At 68.9% G+C, this 2,803-nt stretch carries 3 protein-coding genes; 1 reads left to right on the forward strand and 2 read right to left on the reverse strand.

Annotated elements, in window-relative coordinates; all coding sequences use genetic code 11:
• Window positions 1–418 (reverse strand): hypothetical protein (locus ACAM49_RS39650; protein WP_369640658.1); only part of this gene is annotated, 418 nt, incomplete at its 3' end.
• An 84-nt stretch (window positions 419–502) separates the two neighbouring features.
• Here ACAM49_RS39650 and ACAM49_RS39655 point away from each other — a divergent pair.
• A complete protein-coding gene (locus ACAM49_RS39655) occupies window positions 503–1,048 on the forward strand; it encodes a hypothetical protein (protein WP_369640659.1) in 546 nt (181 codons plus the stop codon).
• A gap of 31 nt (window positions 1,049–1,079) precedes the next feature.
• On the opposite strand, the gene ACAM49_RS39660 is transcribed toward ACAM49_RS39655, so the two are convergent.
• Window positions 1,080–2,803 (reverse strand): serine/threonine-protein kinase (locus tag ACAM49_RS39660; RefSeq protein WP_369640660.1); only part of this gene is annotated, 1,724 nt, incomplete at its 5' end.

Here is a 2,803-nt window from a genome sequence, read left to right on the forward strand (position 1 = left end):
GGACCGGGTTGCGGGCGTGGTCGGGGCGGGTGACGTACAGCTCCAGGAGGTGTTCACGGCGGCCGGATCCGGCAACGAACAGCGGGGTGTAGCCGGCGTCGAGGGGGATCGGTTCCTCCTCGGTGAACAGCATCCGCGAGCCGGGCAGACGCATGGGCAGACGGCCGATATTGGTGAGCCACCAGCGGTTACCGTGCCGGGTCAGCAACCCCTGGGTGCGACTGACCTTCCGATCGTCGCCGCCGACGCACACATCGACCTCGGGTCGATTGCGGCCGAATCGGATTCGTAGGCCCTCCTCCAGGCCCGCGCTGACCCCGCCGGTCACCGCGAGCGCGTAGATCGTGCCCGCCGCGGATTCGGGCACCCCGAAGGCCAGGCTGTCGTGACTCGCCGACAGCCGCCGCAATCCACTCATCCCGACCTCCGTCTTCGACGTCGGAATCCAAGGTAGGCAGCGGATTCGGGACCGGTCCCCGACCGTGCTGCCACGCTGTCTCGCATGAGGGGGAACACCAGAATAGGCAGGATCGGACTCATACTGTCGATTGCCGCAGTATCTTTCGGGCTCACCGTGGTGGGCGCGTGCTCGGACACCATCAGCGGGACGGCCGTGCCGAATACGGCCGTCGCGACGTCCCTTTCCCGGGAGCACTCCTCGTCGTCGGCGGCCGCGACCTCACTCGCGCGGGTGCGGGCGACCATGGAGGCGTGCCGGGCGTTGACCGCCGACGATGACGCCTCGGTGACGGCGTACAACGCGTTGGTCGACGCCTTGAACGCGGTCGGCGGTTGGTCGGGATCCGATATCGAGGCCAAGGCCGCGGCGGCCGTCGCCGCCATCCGGGATGTGACACAGCGCATCGACACTGCCCTGCAAAAGGATACGGACCAGGCGATCGCCGCCCTGCTCAGGGACGTCTCGACCAAGTACGGCGCCCAGGTCGACCTGATCCTCGCGCACGGGAGCGCGGACGCGATGAATGCGGCCCTGCACCCGGCCGAGGCGGCACGGGACACGGCGTGGGACGCGTGCGACAAGTATTGAGGGCGAGGCGGTTTCGGCGATCCGATGGGCGTCACGGCCGCGGCATCCCGGCCGCCACCGACGTCGCGAGTGCGGTGGCGAGCTGACAGCGCCGCTCGGGAGCCTGCGGGCCTCCGACGACCACGTCCACGAGTTCGACCTTGCGGGTGGAGTCGGAACTGACGTACTCCCGGTGCACGATGCCTACCGTGCAGGTGTCGTCGGTGTCGTCGAGCCGCAGGTATCCCGTGTGATCGGGCAGGGCGATGGGTTGCCCGTCGCCCGCGGTCATCGGGTCCCGGCGGTCGAAGGCGACGCGCAGATAGCCGGGTGCGGTGGTGCTGTGCCAGCGGCATTCCCAATTGCCGAAACCGATTTCGGGCTCCTTGGCGTTCACGCCCGGATACTGCGAGAGGCCCTCGGGATCGAGGAGGTTGCAGGCGTCGGCATGCAACAGGGAGGTCCTGGGACGCACCGCGGATCGGCGCGGCAATGTCCCACGCGCCGCCACCGCGACCGCACCCGCCGCGGCGGCGTCCGCGATCGCGCACAGGTCGAATCGGCCGTCGCGGAACTTCTCGGCCTCCACGCCGATCTGAAATCGATCGGGCAGCAGCACGATCCGGAAGCAGCGATCGGCGCGCGCGGCGGAGCGCAACAGTCCGAAGGCGCCGGTCTGCTCGATGGAGCCGGTCGGGGTCTCCGGCGTCGGATTCTCCAGGCTGAACACGATATTCACCATGCCGCCGCCCGGGTGCAGGATGATGTCGCAGCGATTGAAATCGCCCGCCTCCGGATTCTGCCGGGACGCACCGTCGAATTGGGCGACCGTCTGGGGGTCGGCGAGGGCGCAGGGGTCGGCGGTGTGGGCATCGCCGATTACCGAAAGCTGTTGTGCCGAGTCCGATGTGCGATCGGCGTCGAACGGGCGCGCGATCGCGACCCAGCCGAGCAGGGCCAGCACCAGCGTCACCGCCGCGAGAGAAAGTGCCCAGCGAGCGCGGCCGGAGACCTTCGGGCGTTCGGGTTGTGCCGTGGGCGGCAGCGTGACCAGTTCCTCGAGCCGTTCACGCACCTGCCCGGCGGTCGGGCGTTTCGACGGACTGGCGCGGAGCATGTCGATCAGCAGTGGAGCGAGTCGTCCGGCCCGGCGCGGGGTGTCGATATCGCCGTCCACGGTCCGGCGCAGCATCGACGCCGGATGCCCGGAATCCCCGAACGGCGATTTGCCCTCCACGGTAGCGAAAAGCGTTGCGCCGAGGGAGAACACGTCCGAACTGGCGGTGGGCTCACACTGTTCGGCGGCCATCTCCGGGGCCATGAAACCCAGCGTGCCCGCGAATGCACCGGTACCGGTGAGGGTTTCGTCGGCATACACGGTGCGTGAGATCCCGAAGTCACCGAGTTTGGCGCGATCATTGTCGGTGACGAGCACATTGCTCGGCTTGATGTCGCGATGCACCACCCCCGCCGCGTGCACGGCCTCCAACGCCCCGGCCACCTGCGCGCCGAGGTACGCCGCACGCTCGGGCGCCAGCGCACCGAGATCGCTCAGGCTGCGCCCGGGCACGAATTCCATGACCAGCCACCACTCGCCGTCCTCGGGCACGACATCGAACACCGTCACGATATTCGGATGATTCAACTGCGCCAGCATCCGCGCCTCGCGCTTCAGCGCATCAACCCGCCCGCTCCCCCCCTCCCCCTCCGACGACAGCGCATGCTTCAGCGCCACCGTCCGCCACAACCGCTCATAAACGGCCCGCCACACCGCCC

It is taken from the genome of Nocardia sp. JMUB6875, from assembly GCF_041154655.1.
Classification (GTDB): Bacteria; Actinomycetota; Actinomycetes; order Mycobacteriales; family Mycobacteriaceae; genus Nocardia.

Coding starts and splice junctions, on each gene's coding strand:
- ACAM49_RS39655 (WP_369640659.1), top strand. CDS start 503: ATGAGGGGGAACACCAGAATAGGCAGGATCGGACTCATACTGTCGATT.